This window comes from Kitasatospora cinereorecta (assembly GCF_024172095.1).
In the GTDB taxonomy this organism is placed as follows: domain Bacteria; phylum Actinomycetota; class Actinomycetes; order Streptomycetales; family Streptomycetaceae; genus Kitasatospora; species Kitasatospora cinereorecta.
This window is the reverse complement of record NZ_JAMZDX010000007.1, coordinates 251,176-269,376: the sequence shown is the minus strand read 5'-3', so window position 1 is coordinate 269,376 and position 18,201 is coordinate 251,176. Positions and strand designations below refer to the sequence as shown.

Below are 18,201 nucleotides of genomic sequence, written 5' to 3'. Positions count from 1 at the left end.
CACCGCGGCCCGCGCAACCTGTCGGACATCGTCCCCCGTGAGGCGCAGCGCCGGCACGGTGTCAGGAGCCGTCCCGGGGTGTGCTCAGGTCGCCCCCCGACGCGCTGCCTCGATCGCCGACCGCCTCGGTCGTGGGCGCCGCGGTTCCCTTCGCGATCCGTGCGCGTTCGGTCTCGCCGTCCTGGCGGAGCTTCTCCCGGCGCGTCTCGCCGCGCTCGGTCAGGGCCGTCTTCGCCAGATCGGCCCCGTACTTCAGCGCCGCCCCCAGCGCGGCTCCCGAACCGAGCGCGGCGCCCACGAAGCCGCCGACATCACCGGCCGCCACCGCTCCGACAGGTGGATATTCCGAGTCCCCGAGGCCGTCGGTGGGACTCACCGGCGCAACCTCCGGTGCGTCCTCGGCCTTGTCCTGATCCTCCATCATGCTCTCTCCCCTCCGCAGCCCTGCCCGCCCGGCCCATCGCCGACGTACCCCATCATCGACCGTTCGCCGTCTTCCGGGGGCTCGTCTGACTCTGTGCTATTGCGCCATCACCCACCGCTCATGTCATGATCGGCTCGGCTTGTGCCGACACCGGCACCGACTACTCCCAGGGAGGCAACCGTGGCCGACCGCCAGAACGGCACCGTGAAGTGGTTCAACGACGAGAAGGGCTACGGCTTCATCACACCCGAGTCCGGACCCGACCTGTTCGTCCACTTCCGGGCGATCGAGGGCACTGGCTTCAAGTCGCTCGTGGAAGGCCAGAAGGTCACCTTCGAGGCCGTGCAAGGGCAGAAGGGAATGCAGGCCGACAAGGTACAGGTCGTGCAGTAGGGCGACACCGGCGCGCGTGACAGCGGACGGTGAAGTGTCGCCGGGCGCTGTCACGCGCGCTACCGATCCGCCGCGAGGAGACCTGGGCGACGCGGCTCGGCATCGCTGCCGAGCACTCGACGGCGGACGGCGGCGCCGTACGGATGGCGTGGAAGCGCACGGGACGGCCGGCCGTGGAGCTGCGGGGCCCGTACCGGGTGTCGACCGGGACGGCCCGTGTCACGGTGCCGGTGAAGGCGTCGAGGCCTCTCGGTTCTGATCACGCCGGGCGCTCTCGGTCACTGACCGCCCTGGCCGGCGCTTCCCATCGGGCCGATCTTCACCGGGGAGCCGCTGCCGTCCGTGACGGGCAGTGAGCCGGCGCCCGGCCAGGACAGGGTGACCGACTGGGTCTCGTCCGGCGGGGTCACCACCAGGCCGGTGATCCGGACGCCGGAGCCGCCCGAGGTGTTGGCCGGGTAAACGATGCCGAAGTACGTCGACTTTCCGTTCGCCACGACGCCCGTGACGACCGGTTCGCCGGATCGCTTCGCGGACACCGTGCCCGCGGAGGTCTTCAGGTCGACGCCCGCGTAGCCGGAGAGCGTGCAGTCCTTGCCGCTGTGGTTCTTCAGCTCGACCACGACGGTGTGGTCGGCGTCGCCGCTGATGGTGCGGTCCGCGGCGGTGATGGTGAGGTCCGCGGTCCGGCACTTGGCGGTCTTCCCGGCCCCGGCGGAGCCGGCCGGTGCGGCGGTGGGCGGCGTGCTGCCCTTCCCCGGACCGCCCGACGCCGGGCCGCCCGATGCCTGAGCACCGGAGGCCGGAGCACCGGAGGCCGGACCGCCGAAGGGGGAGGAGCCGGTGGACGCGGTCGGGGCGCCCTGTGCGGCGCCCGTCCCGTCGTCCTGGCAGGCGGTGAGCGAGAGGGCGGCGGCGACGGCCAGGGCGGCGAAGGCGAGCTTGCGGACGCGCACGGTGGTTTCCTCCGGGTGGGGCAGTAGTGCCTGGTGCTCGGTGCGAGCGGGTTTCCGAAGATCAGGACCACCCTCCCTGACGAACCGTTCCACCCGGGCCGTCCCCAGGACAGTGCTGTGACATGGACGCCCGGAATCCGCCCGCGTCTCACGCCCCACCCCGCCGCCGACCAGCCCTGACGCCGATTCAGATCGCCATCCCGCACCGCCGGCGCCGGCGCCGCCCGCCGGGACAGATCCGTGACCCGGACGGCCTTGACCACCGACCGCGACAGCATGACGCACTCAGAAGCCAGGCCCCGGCGCGGGAGTTCGCTTGGCGGCGTGGCTGACGATGGCGGTCTCGACGTGGGTGATGCCCAGGCCGGCCAGGTCGTGGGAGAGGAATCCGTAAAGGGTCGTCAGGTCCGCGAAGTACGCGGCCGCGTGCAGGTTCGAGGGCCCGGAGGTCGCGAACGCGCCGTGGACCGCGGGGTGGTCGGCCAGCGCCTGCCCGGCGGCGGCGAGGTGGTCGGGGGGCACGTGAAGGAGGAGTTTAGCCTCGATGGGCAGGCCGAGACGGCGGGGATCGACGAGCACCTGGGTGACGAGGCGGCCCTGGGCCGCCATCTGGGCGAGCCGCCGGCGCACCGTGCTCTCCGGGTGGCCGGTGCGTGCGGCCAGGGCGGCCGCGGTCAGGCGGGCGTCGGGGGCGAGGGCGTCGATGAGGGACTGCTCCAGGGCGTCGGTGTCGATGCCGTACGGGCCCGGCGATCCGGATGCGGTGCGCGCCCCGGGGGTCGGTGCGGCGGGGGCCGGCTCGGCGGGGCCCAGGGCCGCGCGCTCGGGCGCGGTCAGCACGTGGTGGCGCCACTCGGAGGTGAGCCGGAAGACGTGCAGGATCGTGGCGCTCTCCAGGGACTTCACCGCCTGTGTGGCGGGCAGCTGACGGAAGACCAACTGGTCGCGTGAGCCCGGCTCGGTACGGGCGACGGCGAAGATCTCGTCGCCCGACGTGGTGACGTCGATGAAGGGGATGTCCTCACGTGCCGCGAGCGCGGCCACGATGGTGTCGAGCTTCGCCGGCAGGACCCGGATGCGCAGGAACAGGGCCCCGGCCGAGCCGCCGTTGCGCGGTCGCGCGACCGGTGAGATCACCACGCGCACGGTGCCGTCCGCGCCCAGCGCGTGCAGGCGGCGGCGGACAGTGGCGGGACTGAGCCCCAGCACCTCGGCGGCCCGCTCGGCGGTGAGGCGGCCGTCGCACTGCAGCGCGGCCACCAGCCGCTGATCCGTGAGGCCGAGTACGGAATTCGTCGATTCGCGCGCCATGAAGTCAAGTTTCGCCCATCCCGTCACGCTGCGATGCCTGTTCCAGGGACGACGGCCCAAGGATGGAACTCATCCACCCCGCCCGTCCCCGACCTCCGTCGGCGGACCCGAGCCACGGAAGGAGCACCCGGTGATTCTCGACCCGCGCATCTGGTTCCCCGGCCTGATCGGCTGACCGCCAGTACGTCCGACGTCCGGCGCCGCAACCGGCGGCCCGGAGGAGGGGGCCTGCGCGACGACGACGCCGCAGGCCCCCGGCCTTCACAGCGCTCGACAGCGACGAATCCACCACGGAGGTCCAGGTGTCCACGTCCACGCAACGGAAATCCGGATCCATGCAACGGAAAGCAGTCCGCTTCGCCAGCGGCGACACCTCGTGCGCCGCCTGGCACTATCCGGGGTCCAACGGCGGCTGCGTCATCATGGCCGGCGGAACCTCGGTGACGAAGGAGCCGGCCTCGGACCTGTTCGCCGCACGGTTCAACGATGCCGGGTTCGCGGTCCTCGCCTTCGACCACCGGCGTTTCGGGCAGAGCGGGGGCGCCCCGCGCCAGATCGTCCGCTTCGACGAGCAGATCGCCGACTGGCACGCCGCGATCGAGTACGCCGCCGGCCTGCCCGACGTCGACCCGGACCGGATCTCGATCTGGGGGTTCTCGCTCGCGGGCGGCCACGTCTTCCGGGTCGCGGCCGACCACCCACGGCTCGCCGGCGCGATCGCGCAGACCCCGCTGGTCGACGCCCGCGCAGTCGCGCCCCACGCGATGCGTTCCATGACGCCCCTCGCCCTGGTGCGGCTCCTCGGCCTGGGCGTCGCGGACCTGCTCGGGGGCCTGGTCGGGCGTCCGCCGCTCCTGGTCCCGACGGCAGGACCGCGCGGCGCGGTCGCCTCGCTCACCACACCCGACGCCATGGACGGCGACCTGGCCCTCGATCCCGACGGCCGCCATACGGACTGGGAGCGGACGGTCGCCGCCCGGATCGCCCTGCAGATCGGCGGGTACCGGCCGGGCCGCCATGCCGCCCGGATCCGGTGCCCGCTCCTGGTGGTCGTCTGCGACCAGGACCGCAGTGCGCTGCCCGGCCCGGCTGTCCGGGCGGCCCGGGACGCGCCCCGTTCCGAGGTGGTCCAGCTGTCCGGCAGCCACTACGCACCGTTCCTCGCATCGCACGAACCGGCCGTCGAGGCGGAGATCTCGTTCCTGCAGAAGCATCTGGCTCCCCGCGACGCGGGATGAGCCGCAGCCGCAACAGGACCCACCGTATCCGGAGGAGTGTGCACATGATCATGGTCACTGGCGCGACCGGGACCGTCGGCCGCGAGGTCGTGCGACTGCTGGCGGCGAAGGGAGTGGAGACGGCGGCGGTCACCCGCGATCCGGCCGCCGGCGCGCTCGCCGGGGGTGGTCGACCGGTCGTCGGCGATCCGTCCAGTCCGCAGTCACTGGCGCCGGCGTTGGACGGCGTACAGGCTCTCCTGCTCAGCCCGCGCGCCGTCGGCGGCGCGAGTGCCGAGCTGCTGGCGCTGGCCGCCCGGTACGGCGTGCGACGCGTCGTCGTCCTGTCGGCGGTCACCGTCGAGTACGGCGGCGGGTACCGGCGCTTCGCCGAGGAGTTCGAGCGGGTCGAGGACGCCGCGCGGGCCTCCGGGCTGCCGTGGACGTTCCTGCGCTGCGCCGACTTCGACGCCAACTCCCTTGCCTGGGCGCCGCAGATCCGCGCGACCGGCCTCGCCCGGGGCGTGTACGCCGATGCGGCCACCTCCCCGATCCACCAGCGGGACATCGCCGAGATCGCCGTACGGGCGCTGCTGGACCCGGCCCACGGAGGCCGGGCGTACGCGATCACCGGGCCGGAGTCGCTCACCCAGCGCGACCGGGCCCGCCTCATCGGCGAGGCCATCGGCCGGGAGGTGGCGTTCGAGGAGATTCCCCCCGAGGCGCTGCGCCGGGCGATGCTCGCCCAGGGGCTGCCGCAGGACGTGCCCGACCGGTTGATCGGCTACGCGGCCGCATGCCTGGCGGAGCCCGGACCGACGACGGACACCGTTGAACAGCTCCTGGGTCGCCCCGCCCTGACCTTCGCCACCTGGGCCGCCGAACACGCGGCCGCCTTCCGGAGCTGAGGTGCCACCTCCGGAGCAGGCCGATGCGGGGCCGCGCCGGGACGCCGGCTGAGATCACGTCACCTCCTGCGGTCGGCAGCCGAGTTGGTGGTCGCGACGCGCCGGAGCAGCCTTGACAGGCCACGGACAGGAGGGTGAGACTCGGCGGGTCGCAAACAGCACGTCAGCGACGAGCAACGAAATCCGCCGTGCGGTGAATGCAGTGCGACCCGTTCCAGGGCCCGGACCGGGTGTGATTCAGCTGTCGTTCCGCCTACAGAGGGAGCTCGTCATGTCGAACTACACGCTGGACAAGAAGCCGGCCTTCTTCCGTGTCGCCAACGCGGAGGTCTTCTTCGAGGCCGAGGCCATGGAGACCGAGGCCGTCGTGGGCGCCCTCGCCTCGGACGTCGAGGTGGACGCCGAGCTCGACGCGATCCTGAACGAGCGCTAAGCGCGACGGCGGGAGGGGGCGGCACGAAATCCGCCTCCCCCTCCCCCTTTTCCGTTCCGCTGCCGCGTCGGCACTCGATCACCTGAGCGACAGAGGCTTTCTGCGTGCCCATTCTGAGAAGAAAGACACCGTTCTGCGGGTTGCCGTTCGCGCACCCGCGCGACATTCCGCCGGGCACTGCCGCCGCCGTTCTCGGGGCCGGCCATTCGCTCGGTACGCCCAATCCGGGCGCCGAGAACGGCCCGTACTTCCTGCGGGCGCTGTCGCGGGCCCACACCTGGTCGGCCCGGCGGCCGAGCGTCCTCGACCTGCGGGACGGGGCGGGCCCCGCCCTGGCCGGCGCGGTCGACCTGGGCGATCTCGTCCTCGGTGACGGTTCGTTGGAGGAGGCGCTCGACGCGATCGAGCGCACGGTGGGCGCGTTGCCCGACTCCGTCGTCCCGGCCGTCATCGGCGGCGACCACACCGTGACCCTCCCGGTCGTCGGCGCGCTCGCCGCGCGGCGCGAACGCCCGTTCTCGGTGGTGCAGTTCGACCACCACCTGGACCTGCAGATCTGGGACGGCGCGCCCGGCGACCCGGCTGCCGCCCGGGAGCGGATCTTCCACACCAACGTGATGTCCCATGTCGCCGACCGGATCGGCGCGGGCCGCCTGGTCCAGGTCGGCGTCGCGCCCTATGCGACCGTCGAGGAGGCCGCCGCCGACGCCGCACCGGGCTGGTTCCGGTCGATCGGGCGGCAGTTGAGCGTGCTGTCCCCCGAACTCGACGACCCGGACGCCTTCCGGGAGGCCGTCGGCAGCGGGGACGTCTACATCACCGTGGACATCGACGTGCTCGACCGGTCCGTCATGGCGTCGACCGGCTACCCCGCCGAGATCGGGCTCGGGGTACGGGAACTCCTGCGCCTGATCGACGTGGTGCTGTCCCAGGGCCGCCTCGTCGGCTTCGACGTGGCGGAGTTCGCCGCCGACGCCGAGGCGCGCGACGCGCGGACCCTGGCGGACGCGGGACGGGCATCGCTGGTCTTCCTCCACCTCCTGAGCTGGGCGTGCCGACAAGGAGCGACACTTGACTGACCGCAGCGGCTTCCGCAGCAACACCTTCTCCGAGACCATGCTCGGTCTCCAGTACGCCACCACCCCGGACCGTCCGGCCGATCTGTTCTCCCAGGCGTGTGTCGAGCAGTACGAGCAGGCCGACCCGCGGTTCTTCGGCTACCTCTTCGCGCAGGTCTTCGAACCGAACGTGCTGCACGAGGTCGCGCTGCTCGAGGGCGTCCCGTACAGCTCGCTCCGTGAGCTGGGCCACCGGCCCACCCCGGCCATGGCACGGCTGGCGGAATCGGCCGGGAACGCGGCCGACCTGCCGGTGGTCGGGCTGGTCAACGTGGCCGCCGCGCTGATCAGCGTCTCCCGGTTCGACCTGGCGGTGGACCTGCTGGGGCAGGCCGAGCGGCGCGCCGGCGAACCGCGCGAGCGGTTCGAGATCGCGATGCTCGAGTTCATCGTGGCCAACCGCCGGGACGACGGGACCGGGTCGCCGCGCGCGTTCCTGGGGATGCGCCGGGCGATCGAGACCGGGGCGGTCCCCGCCGACCGGGCGATCGACGCCTGCACCCAGGCGGTGGTGTGGTTCATGAAGCGGCGCGAGCTGCCCGAGGCCGAGTTCGCCTGGTACCTGGAGACCGGGAAGGCGCTCGCCGCGGCGCCCGCCGCGCTCGACCCGGCGTCCCTGTCGTCCTGGTACCGCGGGCTGGCCATGGTCCCGGCGGCCGAGGGCTCGGTCGCCGAGACCCGCCGCTACATGCGGTACGCGCAGGAGGCGGCCGACGAGACGTACAGCCGCCGCCCGCGCGCGTACGAGCTGCACTTCATGAAGACATACCACGAGTCCACGATGAAGGAGCACATGTACCTCACCGGCGACCGGGACGGAGCCGAGGAGGCCGGGCACGCGCTCATCGCGCTCGACCCGGTCTGGTCGGTGAGCCACGGCGAACTCGCCGAGGCGTACGTCCGCTTCGGGCGGATCCGGGAGGCGGCCGAGAGCTACGAGCGGGCGGTCGCGGCCGGGCCGCCCTACGTCGGGCACCACCTGCTGCACGCGGCCCGCTGCCACGAGAAGCTGGGGAACCGGGACCGGGCCCTGGAGCACTACCTGGCGCTGTCCGAGCTGGCCCGCGACGACGAGAGCGTCCTGCGGGCCGGGCTGGACCTCGCCCAGGACGGCCCGGCCACCAGCCGTACCCACTTCGAGCGCGCGCTCGCGAGGCTGGGCAACGGGTAGGCGGCGATGGAACACACGCGATTCACCGTCAGGAACTTCGCCGGGCTCAGCTCGGTCATCCTCGGCCTGAGCATGGTCACCGTCGGGTTCGGCGCGCTCGACCTCGCCATGGTGGCGCCGAAGGGCCTCGACAGCGTGGCCGCGGTCGGCCAGGCCGACGTGCTGGTGTCGGGCATCTACGCGTTCTTCATCGGCGCGGTGGACGTCTTCGCCAGCCGGGTCGCCATCGCCGAGGGCGAGGGGTCGACCGCGCGCCGGCTGCCCGTCGTCGCGCTGGCCCTGCTGGGCCTGCTCGTCCCCTGCCAGGTGATCGGAAGCCTGCTGGCCGCCGGGGTCGAGCCGGTGCTGTCCTTCTTCGGACAGGACCCCTCGCTGGTCCCTCAGGTGGGCGACTACGTCGGGGTGCGGACCTCCGCGGTGATCCCGGTGATCCTCTACATCGTGATCAGCGAGTCGCTGAAGATCTGCGGTCTGAAGAACCTCTCGGTTGCCACCCTGTGCTGCGGATTCGTCGTCAACGCCGCCCTGAACTGGCTCTTCCTCTACACCGGGCTGTCGGGCTGGTTCTCCTCCCCGGCCGGCGCCGTCGCCTGGTCCACCGTCGTCACGCAGACACTGATGGCGCTCGCCGGAGCCGTCCTGCTCGGCCGGCAGCTCAGGGCCCGCCGCACCCCGTTCCGCAAGCCCGAACGGGCTGAGGTGGCGGCCGAGTTCAGGTCCATGGCGCGGACCGCGCCCGGCATCGGCGCGCGCCACCTCAACGACTACGCCGGCACCATCGTCCCGCTGCTGTTCATCGGGACGATGGGGGTCCGGGTCACGGCGGCCGCCATGGTCGCCACCAAGATCTACACCCTGTTCTGCCGCGTCCCGCAGGCCTGCTTCGCCGGCGTCTTCGTCTTCTACGGCTACGCGCTCGGGCAGGACGGCACCGACCTCGCGGCCCTGGCCCGCAAGGTCCGGCGGTACGCCGCCGTGCCGACGGCCGTGGCCGCGGTGGTGACGGTCGCCGCCCTGCCCTGGCTGGTCTCGGCGTTCGCCGGGCCGGGACTCGACCGCGGCCTGGCGGTGACGCTGTCCCTCGCCTACCTCGTCTACCTGCCCGCGTACTTCTTCGAACAGCTCCACGGGGAGCTGCTCACCGTCCACCAGAGCGGCCGGCTCCTGTTCGCCGCGTCGACCGTGCTGACCTACGCGTTGGCCATCCCGACCGCGTGGTTCTCGGTCTTCGTCGCCCATTCCGCGTTCCTGGCCATCGCGAGCAAGGGCCTCTCGACCGCCGCGCTCGCCCTGGTCTTCTGGCACGGCCTGCGTCGGCGGACCGGGCAGACCGTCAGGTCCGAATCCGTCAGCGAGGTGCAGATTGCTTAGCGCGAGGGGCGCCACCACCACGGTGTCGGGCCCGGCGTTCCGCCACGACCCGGTGAAGTCCGTCGTGCCCGGCGGCGCCGCCGACCCCGCGTCCGTGCGGTGGACGGACGAGCCGATCGTCTGCGGGTACCGGCGGCTGGAGCACGAGAACCCCCGGCTCGGGGGCATGATCCCGGTGCCGGTGAGCGCCTCCCCCGCCGTCGTCCCGGGCATCGGGGTCGTACTGGCCACCGACGACGGGCGGGTGCGACTCTTCGACCGCACCCTCGGCAAGGTCTACTGGGAACGCCGGATGGACAGTTCGGTGTACGCCTCGCTCGTCGTGGACCCCGGGCGGCGCCACGTCGTGGTGGTGGCCACCAGCGGCCTGGTCGCCTGCTTCGACCTGCGCGGCACCCTCGTGTGGTCGGCCCGGGCCGGGGCCCCGGTCTGCGCCACCCCCACGATCCTGCCGGACACCGATGTCCTGGTGCTGGCCACCTTCCACGGCCGCTGCGTCGGCCTCCGACTGGCGACCGGCGAGCAGGTCTTCGAGCGCCGACTGCCCGACCCCTGGCACGCGGCCCACGGCGGGACCGCCTCCTACCGGGACCCGTACGCGAGCCCGGCCACCACCGAGGACGGCAACGTCGTGGTCTGCTGCGCCGAGCACGTGCTCTGCCTCGCCCCGGACGGCACCGAGCTGTGGCGCCAGGAGGTCGGCACCGGCATCAAGGCGTCCCCGGTCGCGCTCCACCGCACCTCCGAGGTCGCCGTCTGCCCGGTCGACGGGCGCTGCCTGTTCCTCGACAGCCGCACCGGCTCCCTGGCGGCGGAGCTGTTCCTCGGCACCAAGACCACCGGCAGCCCGGCCGTCTCCGGCGACGTCCTGGCCGTGGGCACCCAGGACTCGGCGGTGACCGCGCTGGACACCGCGACCCACGGCGTCCGCTGGACCTCCCGGCAGGGCGGCCCCCGCTCGTACACCTCGTTCACCGTGCTGCCGAGCGGGGACTTCGCCGCCACCACCGGCACTGGCAACGTGATGTGCCTGCGCCGCGAGGACGGCCGCTTCCGGTGGGAGACCAGCCAGGTCCTCGGCCTGCCCGACCACGAGCCCGCGATGGACATCACCCCCGTCGTCGGGCCCGACGGAAGCATGTACTGCGCCTCGTACACCGGCGTCGCCTACCACTTCCGCTTCCGGCCCGCCCCTGAAGGAGGCCCCACATGCCGGTAGACCCGATCGTCGCCCCGGACCGCGAAAGCCTCACCGCCATGGAGGAATCGCTGGAGGGGATGATGTCCCGGCTGCGGGACCTGGTGGCACAGGACGCGCTCACCGAGGACGGCCTGGTCGAGATCACCTCGATGTACAACAACGTCGGCTACATCTTCCTCTACCTCGAGGCCAACGACGAGTTCGTCAACTACCAGCGCCTGATCCCCTGGCGGGACGCCTTCCACAAGAATCCGGACCTCGACCGCCGCATCCACGACCTGCTGCTGCGCCTGCGGTGCACGGATCCGGAGGCCGAGGAGTCGCGCCTCGCCTACCTGACGCAGCTGGAGGAGAAGCTGCAGGCGCCCGATCCGGCCCTGGAGGAGGAGCACGAGCGGCTGCTCGACTCGGCGAAGGAGGTGCTCGGCGACATCCGCAAGGACCAGGTACGGCTGCTGGAACGCCTGGGGGCCGCCGTCGGGGCGACCAACCCGGGGGCGGTCTTCTACCGGCTCGCCAGCCGGACCGGGTCGGCCGCCACCCGCTCCAAACTGGCCCGCGCCTGGACGGTCCAGCGCGACGGCCACGAGCAGGAGTTGCTGGACCGGCTCGACCGCATGATCGCGGCCAGGCGGCGGCTGAGCGCCGCGGCCGGCCGGCCGACCGTCCTCGCCCGCACCCTCGACAAGTGCGGGGTCGGCGAGGCCGAGGTCGAGGCCTTCCTGGGGCGCTACCTCGACCGTGCCCTGGCCGGCCAGCAGGCGCTGGAGGACGAGATCCGGGCCGTCGTCGGCCCCACCGACGCACCGCTGGACCACTTCGGCTTCGCCATCCGCACGGCCTTCGGCCCGGTCGAGCCGCCGCTGTTCGACCTCGACGCCTGCCTGGCCTACATCTTCACGGTGGCCCGGAGCGTCTTCGGCCTGACCGTCACCGAGGTCGGACGCAGCGACAACCAGGTCATCACCGTCCGGGTCGGCTCCGGGGCCACCGAGGTCGGCGAGATCAACTTCGACCTCTGGAACACCGACGGCCGGACCGCCGGCGCCAACCACACCCGGGGCATCCGCAACCGCACCGACTGGACCGGCCTGCTCCAGCACCCCGTCGCCTACGTCTCGTGCCGCTTCCGGCCGGACCCGCGGGGCGCGGGCCGGATCACCTTCCAGAACGCGCACAGCCTGTTCCACGAGTTCGGCCACGCCGTCAACCACCTGCTCATCCGCAAGCGCATCAGCAACCGGTCCGGACTGGAGTACCTGCCGCTGGAGCGGCTGGAGTACCTCTCCATGTGGTTCGAGAAGTGGGTCTACCACCCCGAGTTCGCCACCCTCCTGAGCCTCGGCGACCAGGACCGGGACGGCCTCGCCCTGTCCCGCCGCATCAAGATGCTGGAGTACCGCAGGACCTACGCCGAGCGGGCCGTCACCGCCGTCCTCGACTTCGAGGTCCACCGACGCACCGGCGGCGACCTGGCCACCGTCTTCCGGGACCTGGACGACCGGTACGGCCTCACGCGCCACTGCCGACTGGGCGACTTCCTGGCGTACTTCACCTGGCCGATGTTCACCGCCAACCCCGGCGCGAACTTCTCCTACCTGATGGGCGCCTCCGACAGCGCCCGGAAGTTCACCGCGTTCCGACCCCTGGACCTCGACCGGATCGCGGAGCGGCCACCGAGCGGGGAGCTGTTCGCCAACTGCTTCGACTACGACCTGCCGACCGAGATCCCGGACAGCGAGGCGCTGTTCGCCTTCTACGACCGGGCCACGCTGGCCCGGGCGGACGCCGGCGCCCTGCCGGACCCGACCGCCACCGCAGCTGTTCGAGCCGGAGGCCGCCCGTGACCACCGCGCCCTCGCCCGCCGGATACGTCCGGTCGGTCCTCGGCCCTCGCGACCCGGTGCTCGACACCGTGCTGCGCCGTTCGCTGCTGGACGACCGGATGCCCACCATCCAGGTCGACGACAACGCCGGACGGGTCCTCCAGATCCTCACCCTGCTGCGCCGGCCGCGGCACGTGGTCGAGATCGGCACGCTCTTCGGCTACTCCACGATCCACCTGGCCCGCGGCCTCCCCGAGGGTGGCCGGATCACCACCCTGGAGATCGACCCGGCCGCCGCCGAGGTGGCCCGCCGCAACCTCGAGGAGGCGGGCGTGTCGGACCGGGTCGACCTCGTGGTCGGCGACGCGGCCGACCACCTCGCCACGCTGGCACCCGCCAGCGTCGGCCTGGTCTTCATCGACGGTGACAAGAAGTCCTACCCGCAGTACCTCAAACACTGCTACCCGCTGCTCGAACCCGGCGGGCTGCTGATCGCCGACGACGCCTTCGCGCACGGCGACTTCAGCCCCGAGCAGGCGGACGGCGCCGACCCCGACCGCGAGGCGCACGCGATCCGCACGTACGCACGGGCGGTCGGCCGGAGCCCGAACCTGTTCTCGGCCTTCGTCGGGACGGAACACGGCCTGCTGGTGAGCGTCAAGGAGCAGTGGTGAACCAGGCGGGGAACCGGTACGGACCGGGTGAGGAGCAGGAGACCGTGGCAGCGAAACGCGCATTCGTGACCGGCACCAGCCACGGGCTCGGCGCCCGGCTGGCCACCCGGCTCGCCGAGGACGGCTGGCAGGTCACCGGGCTCGGCCGGCGGCCGCGCTCCGAGACCGCACTGCCGCCGGAGGTCCGCTACCTCCAGGCGGACCTGTCCGATCCGAAGGCGCTCGACGAGCTGCCGGCCCTGATCGGGGAGACACCCGACCTCATCGTCCACAACGCGGTCAGCTACCCGCCGCGCGACGTCTCCGCCCTCACGCTGGACGAGCTGGAGGGCATCTTCCGGGTGAACTCCCTCGTCCCGTACCGGCTGACCCTCGACCTGCTCGCCGCCAAGCCGCCCGAGCGTTTCTGCTCGGTCGTCGTGGTGAACTCGGAGTCCATCTACCACGCCGACTTCGCCTCCGGCGTGTACGCCGCGAGCAAGGCGGCCCTGCGGGTGCTGACCACGTCCCTGGCCGACCACTGCCGGTCCCGCAACGCCGCCGTGGCGACGCTGCTGCTCGGCCCGCTCGCCGATCCGGGCAAGGTCGCCGACCTGCGCGCGGTCGCCGAGCGGCGCGGCGTCACCGAGGCCGAGATCACCCGCCTGTTCCTGCGCAAGTCCAACCCCGACCTGGTGATCGAGCAGCTCATCGACTTCGACGCGTGCGTCCGCAGCGTCCGGTACATCGCCGACCTCGGCACCACCGCCAACGGCATGATGTGCAAGCTCGACGGGGGCTCCTCCGGCTCGCTCGTCTGACCGCGGGCCCCGAACCGGGAGGACGGGATGAAGTACCGACAGCTGGGCCGGACCGGCCTGAAGGTGTCCGGCCTGTGCCTGGGCGTCGCCACCTTCGGGACGCGCTGGGGCCCCCGCTGGACCATGTCGCGCGCCGAGGCCGACGAGGTGGTCGACACCGCCCTCGCCCACGGTGTCAACTTCTTCGACACGGCCAACGTCTACAACGGCGGCGAGAGCGAGGTCTGGCTCGGGGCGGCGCTTCGGCGCCTGTCGGCCCGCGACCGGGTCGTCGTGTCGACGAAGTTCGGCTACCGGACGGACCCGCGGAACGTCAACTCCGGCGGCTGCGGCCGGACGTCGATGTTCGCCTCGGTGGAGAAGTCGCTCCGCCGGCTGCAGACCGACCGCATCGACGTCCTCTACATGCACCTGTGGGACCGGGTCACCCCCGTCGAGGAGACCCTGTCGGCCGCCGCCGACCTGGTCGCCGGCGGGAAGATCCGGTACTTCGCACTGAGCAACGTACCCGGCTGGTACGCGGGACAGGCGGAGGTCCTCTGCCGCTGGCGGGGCTGGCAGCCGCCGGCGGCACTCCAGCTCAACCACAACCTGCTGGTCCGCTCGGCCGAGCACGAGTTCTTCCCGTTCGCCCGCCTGACCGGCACCGGGATCGTCGCCTGGGGACCGCTCGCCAACGGCCTGCTCACCGGCCGCTACCGGATCGACCGGGCGGAGCGCCGCATCACCGGTCCGGGACGGGTCACCGAGACCTTCGGCACCGGCGACGTCGACCCCTTCCGCGCCGGCGTCCCCGAGGTCCTCGCCCTCCTCGGCAAGCTCTCCGGCGAACTCCACTGCACCCCGGCGCAGCTCGCCCTCGCCTGGCTGCTGAGCAAGCCGGAGATCTCCAGCGTCGCCCTCGGGCTCTCCTCGCCCGACCAGCTCGTCGAGAACCTCAAGGCGATCGACCTCACCCCACCGCTCGAAGCGCTGGCCGCACTCGACCAGGCAAGCGCCGAACCCGTCCCCTACCCGTACACCTTTCTCCAGGACGACCTCCAACGGGAGTTGGTCCACGGCCCCGACCACTGGCCTCCCGGCCCACCCGCTCGGCTGCCCTGAGTCCGGGTGGCTACAGGTCGAACGTCGCGGTGACGGGCGAGTGGTCGGAGGGCTTGTCGTGTGCGGCGGTCGGCCGGGCCTCGGTCACGCTGGGGAGCTTGTCGATGCCGGTCGTGACGGACCGGAGCCCGGCGAGGAGGGAGTGGCTGACCATGATGTGGTCGATCAGCTCGTGCTGGCCCTCGAAGACCCGGGAGAAGCCGCCCTGCTCCAGGATCCGCGGCGCCAGGTTCCACAGCCGCGTCGCGTCGCCCTGATCGGGGTGGGTGAAGCCGCCGGTGCCGATCTGGGAGCCGGGCGGCCCGTACAGGATCTGGGTGGTGGCGGCCTGCCAGTCGTCGTTGAAGTCCCCGAGCACGACCACGTCCCGGCTCCTGCCGTCGCCCTCCAGCAGACCGTCGGCCACACCGCGCATGGTGACGGCCTCGGCGCCGCGGCGGAACAGGGCGTACGCGGCGAAGCGGGCGCGCAGGCCCTCGTCGTGGGTGCTGTGCTGGTTCCCGGGGAACGTCAGCAGCTTCGACTTGAGGTGACACACCGCCACCCGGACGCTCCGGCCGGCACTCGGCTCGACCCGGACCGTGACGGCCCCGCGACCCATGGCCCGGATCGTGCCGCCGCCGTCGTCGACCTGCACCGCACCCAGGTGGTCCGGGAACGCGGTGTGCTGCCGCACGTCCTGGAGCGGGAAGCGGCTGATCACCCCGACCCGGATGCCCCGCCCGTCGGGATGGGTGGAGACGGCGGAGTGCCAGGTGCCCGGCAGCTTGGCCACCAGGTCGTCCAACGCCTGCTTGCTGCCGACCTCCTGGACACCGAGCACGTCCGGGGCGAGCTCCGCGATGACGCCGGCCAGGGCCTCCACCTTCGCGTCGAAGGTCTCCTGGTCCTTCGCCGCGCACCGGTTCGGATCGGGGGCGGTGCCGGCCGCCGACGGCCGGCAGAAGTTCTCCAGGTTCCACGTCCCGATGATCACGTTCATGGCTGCTTCCTTTCGTCGGCCGGACCTCACCCGAACCCGAACGTGGACGCGGGCACAGGTCCGCCCTCGCGGGGGAACCGGGCGGGCCCCTCCAGGACGCGGCGCACGGTTGGTCGCGGCGCCCTGGACGGCGTGCCCGCCCGGGGCGGCACACCGCACGTCGCGGGCTACGCGGCGCCGGTGATGCCGGGGGCGACGAACCGCCGGTGGAGCGGGGCGAAGGACACCTCCGGGGTCCCGGTGATTCCCGCCTTCTCGATCTCGGGTGCCAAGCGATCGGCCATGAAGGTCTCGAACGCCTGCTGGGAGTCCCACACGTCGGTCACGTGCAGGCCCCCGGCGTCGAACCAGGCCGCGTGGAGCTGGGCCCCGGCAGGGGCGAGTTCCTCCCAGCCCACCGCATGGCGCACCGTGTCGTACTGCGCCGGCGTCACCTCGGCCCAGACCATCGACATCACCACAGCCATGTCCGGCTCCTTTCTCGATCGGTGCACAGCTGCCCGCAGCAGTCCGGGTGGCGCCCGGGCGCGCACCGGGAACCTCGGGCTTCAGCCGAGCTTGCGCAGCCCGTCCAGCAGGGCCTGGCCACCGGGGCTTCCGAAGCCGGTGCAGGCGTCCCAGCCGGGTCCGGAGCCGAACGCGCCGTTGGCGCCGAGGGTGATGTCCCGCAGCACGCCGGACGACAGCTTGGTGTAGAGCAGCGGGTTGAGGAAGCCCACCTGCGCGCCGAGCCCCTGGTTGACCCGGGCCAGCAGCGCGGACCACTGCGGGGCGGCCGCGCTGGTACCGCCGATGGTGAACAGGGTCCGGCCGTCCACGCTGATGATCGTCACGCCGGTCACCGGGTCGGCGAGCCCGGACACGTCCGGCACGCCTCGGCCGGCGATGTGCGGCAGCTCGGGCGTCGACGGCAGATGGGTGGTCCGCTGCCAGGGAGGCACCGGGAAGACCCGGCTGATCCCACCACCGGTGGAGCTGTCGGGGCCGTCGTCCCAGACGATCTCCGCGGCGACGGTGTGCTCGTCCTGCGCGAACAGCCGGGTGCCGCCGACGCCCAGCACGTGCGGGCTGGAGGCCGGGAAGTCGGCGTGCGAGCGCAGGTCCAGGTTCAGCTGCCGGGCGAGGTCCGCCGGGATGTCGCCGGAGCCGTTGTCGCCGCTGGCGCAGCAGATGCTGACGTTGCCCGCGGCGGCCAGCTTGAACGCCTGGTCGGTGTGCGTGACCCCGGACGCGGTCCAGGCGAGGCCCTGGACGTCCTCGGGATTGCCGTAACTGCAGGAGACCACGGACGCCCGGCGGTCACTGACGATCCGGTTGATCACGTTGACCCAGCCCTGCTCGGTGAACCTGCTGAAGTAGACGACGATCTTCGCCTTGGGGGCCAGTGCCCCGATCACCTGGAGGTCGAGCATGATCTCGATGGTGGCGTCGCCCCGGTCGGTCCCGGCGGCGATGTCGCCTCCGGGCTGGTTGCCGGGGCCGAGGACGACCACGTTGGTGATCTGCGGCGGCGGGTCGATGTGCAGCACGTTGTGGAAGTAGGTGTTCAGGGCGGTCTGCGAGTAGCCGCCGGACGGTCCGCTCCGGGTCTCGCCGTTGAACGCCAGCACCGCGATGGTCTGCCCGCTGCCGTCGGTCCCGGTCGGGTAGTCGTAGAGCCGGTCCAGAGCGTTCGGCAGGAAGGTGCCGATCGGCAGGCCGGTGTCCGCCTCGTCGAGCGCCACCGCGGTGGGCGCCGGCGGGCGCCGGGTCCTCAGACTGTTGCCGATCGGCCGGTCGTCGAGGCCGAACACGCCGGTGACCACGTCGCCGAGATCGGCCGGCACGTGGATCGAGCCGATCCGGCCGCGGTAGGTGCGCCAGCGTTCGTTGCGGTCCTGGTACTGGTAGCGGGCCAGCGGCACCTGGAAGGCGTCCGCGAAGTCGCCGACCGTGCCCTCCAGGTCCACGCTGCGGGCCAGTTGGTCCACCCGGCCGACGGCCAGGTTCTGCTCGGCGGCGAACTCGCGGACGGCGGTCACGTCGGCGGGGGCGGCGCGGTTGATGTCCGCCAGCTGGTCCCCGGTCGGCGTCTCGCGCTCGGTCGGCGGGGTCATCGCCAGGTCGAGGACGTCGGGCATCGGCGGGGCGCTCGGGTCGCGCCGCAGGTAGACGGTGACGGTGATCTCTTCGTTGGGGTTGACCGGACCGGCCACGGTCGCGCCGCGGCGCGGAACCCGGTGGCTGTCCGGGAGGGTCGTGTACTGGCTGTGCGACATGGTGTCTCCAGCAACGAGGCCGGGGCGGAAGAGTCGGGCTCCGCCCGGCCGACG

Annotated in this window: 18 protein-coding genes; 12 read left to right on the top strand and 6 right to left on the bottom strand. The window is 72.4% G+C overall.

Features of this window, described 5'->3' with window-relative positions; translation table 11 throughout:
• Nucleotides 1–61 precede the first annotated feature (61 nt).
• Nucleotides 62–424: a hypothetical protein gene (locus FHR36_RS33990; RefSeq protein ID WP_253803675.1), complete on the bottom strand. Its 363-nt coding sequence runs from the start codon at nt 422–424 to the stop codon at nt 62–64.
• 180 nt (nt 425–604) lie between these two features.
• Here FHR36_RS33990 and FHR36_RS33985 point away from each other — a divergent pair, with 180 nt between their 5' ends.
• Nucleotides 605–817, top strand: coding sequence for a cold-shock protein (locus FHR36_RS33985; protein WP_253803673.1), 213 nt, complete (start codon nt 605–607; stop codon nt 815–817).
• A gap of 278 nt (nt 818–1,095) precedes the next feature.
• Here FHR36_RS33985 and FHR36_RS33980 read toward each other — a convergent pair whose 3' ends face one another.
• Both FHR36_RS33980 and FHR36_RS33975 read right to left on the bottom strand, forming a co-directional pair.
• Nucleotides 1,096–1,773 carry a DUF4232 domain-containing protein gene (locus FHR36_RS33980; protein WP_253803671.1) on the bottom strand — a complete coding sequence of 226 codons (678 nt, stop codon included), beginning with the start codon at nt 1,771–1,773 and terminating at the stop codon, nt 1,096–1,098.
• A gap of 285 nt (nt 1,774–2,058) precedes the next feature.
• Entirely contained in the window at nt 2,059–3,084 is a 1,026-nt protein-coding gene (locus FHR36_RS33975; protein WP_253803670.1) for an Lrp/AsnC family transcriptional regulator, read from the bottom strand.
• A 335-nt stretch (nt 3,085–3,419) separates the two neighbouring features.
• Between FHR36_RS33975 and FHR36_RS33970 the strand changes: the two genes are divergently transcribed.
• From FHR36_RS33970 to FHR36_RS33920, 11 genes are all read left to right on the top strand, one after another.
• Complete coding sequence (locus FHR36_RS33970) at nt 3,420–4,322, top strand: alpha/beta hydrolase (protein ID WP_253803669.1); 903 nt, start codon at nt 3,420–3,422, stop codon at nt 4,320–4,322.
• A gap of 44 nt (nt 4,323–4,366) precedes the next feature.
• Nucleotides 4,367–5,209 (top strand): NAD(P)H-binding protein, encoded by an 843-nt coding sequence (locus tag FHR36_RS33965; RefSeq protein ID WP_253803668.1) that lies wholly within the window; start codon nt 4,367–4,369, stop codon nt 5,207–5,209.
• A 271-nt stretch (nt 5,210–5,480) separates the two neighbouring features.
• Nucleotides 5,481–5,642, top strand: a complete 162-nt coding sequence (locus tag FHR36_RS33960) for a hypothetical protein (protein WP_253803667.1) — start codon at nt 5,481–5,483, stop codon at nt 5,640–5,642.
• 140 nt (nt 5,643–5,782) lie between these two features.
• Nucleotides 5,783–6,721 carry an arginase family protein gene (locus tag FHR36_RS33955; RefSeq protein ID WP_253803666.1) on the top strand — a complete coding sequence of 313 codons (939 nt, stop codon included), beginning with the start codon at nt 5,783–5,785 and terminating at the stop codon, nt 6,719–6,721.
• On the top strand, nt 6,714–7,931 hold the full coding sequence (locus tag FHR36_RS33950; protein WP_253803665.1) for a tetratricopeptide repeat protein: 1,218 nt from the start codon (nt 6,714–6,716) through the stop codon (nt 7,929–7,931). The genes FHR36_RS33955 and FHR36_RS33950 overlap by 8 nt, the downstream gene beginning before the upstream one ends.
• Before the next feature lie 6 nt (nt 7,932–7,937).
• Entirely contained in the window at nt 7,938–9,302 is a 1,365-nt protein-coding gene (locus FHR36_RS33945; RefSeq protein WP_253803664.1) for an MATE family efflux transporter, read from the top strand.
• On the top strand, nt 9,295–10,521 hold the full coding sequence (locus FHR36_RS33940) for an outer membrane protein assembly factor BamB family protein (protein ID WP_253803662.1): 1,227 nt from the start codon (nt 9,295–9,297) through the stop codon (nt 10,519–10,521). Before FHR36_RS33945 ends, FHR36_RS33940 begins: the two co-directional genes overlap by 8 nt.
• On the top strand, nt 10,512–12,350 hold the full coding sequence (locus FHR36_RS33935; protein ID WP_253803660.1) for a M3 family metallopeptidase: 1,839 nt from the start codon (nt 10,512–10,514) through the stop codon (nt 12,348–12,350). The genes FHR36_RS33940 and FHR36_RS33935 overlap by 10 nt, the downstream gene beginning before the upstream one ends.
• Complete coding sequence (locus FHR36_RS40150; RefSeq protein WP_253803659.1) at nt 12,347–13,003, top strand: O-methyltransferase; 657 nt, start codon at nt 12,347–12,349, stop codon at nt 13,001–13,003. Before FHR36_RS33935 ends, FHR36_RS40150 begins: the two co-directional genes overlap by 4 nt.
• 44 nt (nt 13,004–13,047) lie before the next feature.
• Nucleotides 13,048–13,803: an SDR family NAD(P)-dependent oxidoreductase gene (locus FHR36_RS33925; protein ID WP_253803657.1), complete on the top strand. Its 756-nt coding sequence runs from the start codon at nt 13,048–13,050 to the stop codon at nt 13,801–13,803.
• A 27-nt stretch (nt 13,804–13,830) separates the two neighbouring features.
• Nucleotides 13,831–14,907, top strand: a complete 1,077-nt coding sequence (locus tag FHR36_RS33920) for an aldo/keto reductase (protein WP_253803655.1) — start codon at nt 13,831–13,833, stop codon at nt 14,905–14,907.
• Nucleotides 14,908–14,917: 10 nt separating this feature from the next.
• Here the strand turns inward: FHR36_RS33920 and FHR36_RS33915 are convergent, their stop codons facing one another.
• From FHR36_RS33915 to FHR36_RS33905, 3 genes are all read right to left on the bottom strand, one after another.
• Nucleotides 14,918–15,889 carry an endonuclease/exonuclease/phosphatase family protein gene (locus FHR36_RS33915; protein WP_253803653.1) on the bottom strand — a complete coding sequence of 324 codons (972 nt, stop codon included), beginning with the start codon at nt 15,887–15,889 and terminating at the stop codon, nt 14,918–14,920.
• A gap of 167 nt (nt 15,890–16,056) precedes the next feature.
• Nucleotides 16,057–16,356, bottom strand: coding sequence for a hypothetical protein (locus tag FHR36_RS33910; RefSeq protein ID WP_253803652.1), 300 nt, complete (start codon nt 16,354–16,356; stop codon nt 16,057–16,059).
• Nucleotides 16,357–16,437: 81 nt separating this feature from the next.
• Entirely contained in the window at nt 16,438–18,147 is a 1,710-nt protein-coding gene (locus FHR36_RS33905; protein WP_253803650.1) for a S53 family peptidase, read from the bottom strand.
• Between the last annotated feature and the right edge of the window lie 54 nt (nt 18,148–18,201).